2 protein-coding genes are annotated in these 1,362 nt (G+C 68.9%); both read left to right on the forward strand.

The genetic code is table 11. The features are described 5' to 3' along the window. On the forward strand, positions 1–992 hold a 992-nt coding region (gene glyA, locus AC1DZQ_RS22495; protein WP_476965573.1), incomplete at its 5' end, for a serine hydroxymethyltransferase. A gap of 222 nt (positions 993–1,214) precedes the next feature. Then, positions 1,215–1,362, forward strand: a 148-nt coding sequence (locus AC1DZQ_RS22500) for a serine dehydratase beta chain (RefSeq protein WP_476965574.1), incomplete at its 3' end; no start/stop codon positions are given.

Below are 1,362 nucleotides of genomic sequence, written 5' to 3' on the forward strand. Positions count from 1 at the left end.
CCGGTGCGCAGGCCAACGCCTCCGTCATGCACGCCCTGATCCGTCCGGGCGACACCATCATGGGCCTGAACCTGGCGCACGGCGGGCACCTGACGCACGGCATGAAGATCAACTTCTCCGGCCGGCTCTACAACGTCATTCCGTACCAGGTCCGTGAAGAGGACCACCGGATCGACATGGCCGAGGTCGAGGCCCTGGCCCAGGAGCACAAACCGGCGCTGATCGTTGCCGGCTGGTCCGCGTACGCCCGCCAGCTCGACTTCGCTGAGTTCCGCCGGATCGCGGACTCGGTGGGGGCCTACCTGATGGTGGACATGGCCCACTTCGCCGGGCTGGTCGCGGCCGGGCTGCACCCGAGCCCGGTGCCGCACGCCCACGTCACCACCTCCACCACGCACAAGACCCTCGCCGGTCCGCGCGGCGGCATCATTCTGAGCAACGACGCCGACATCGCCAAGAAGATCAACTCGGCGGTGTTCCCCGGCCAGCAGGGCGGCCCGCTGGAGCACGTCATCGCCGGCAAGGCCGTGGCGTTCAAGATCGCCGCGTCCGAAGAGTTCAAGGAGCGCCAGGAGCGGGTGCTGGCCGGCGCGAGGATCCTCGCCGCGCGCCTGGTCCAGCCGGACGTGACCGCGAAGGGGATCAACGTGATCTCCGGCGGCACCGACGTGCACCTGGTCCTGGTGGACCTGCGCGAGTGCGAGCTCAACGGGCAGGAGGCCGAGGACCGTCTCGCGGCGATCGACATCACCGTGAACCGCAACGCCGTCCCGTTTGATCCGCGCCCGCCGATGGTCACCTCGGGGCTGCGGATCGGCACCCCGGCCCTCGCGACCCGCGGTTTCGGGGAGGCGGCCTTTACCGAGGTTGCCGACATCATCGCGGAGGCCCTGATCGCCGACGCCGGCGCGGACCTCTCCGGCCTGCGTTCCCGGGTGGAGGCCCTCGCCGCCGCCCACCCGCTTTACCCCTCGGTTGCTAACCTCGCCTAAGCGACGTAAGACTGAAGTAGCAGCAGTACAGAACTAACGCAGTACAGATCACGACGCCGGGTTGCCGCACCAGCCGCCGCCCGGCGTCGTGCATCCGGCGGCAGTGCCGCCAACCGGCGGAATTGGCCGCCTACCGGCGGGATTGGCCGCCTACCGGCGGCCGGACCGCCTTCCGGCAAGACCCTCTGCCGGGCCACAGCAAGACCTAGTTAGGAACCGACAATGGCTGTTGGAGTCTTTGACCTCTTTTCCATCGGAATAGGGCCATCCAGCTCGCACACCGTGGGCCCCATGCGGGCCGCCGCGGTCTTCGCCGAGGAACTCAAAGCCTCCGGGGACCTGGAGAAGGTCGCCTCGCTCCGGGTGGACC

Source organism: Arthrobacter sp. P1_C12_2 (assembly GCF_056406415.1).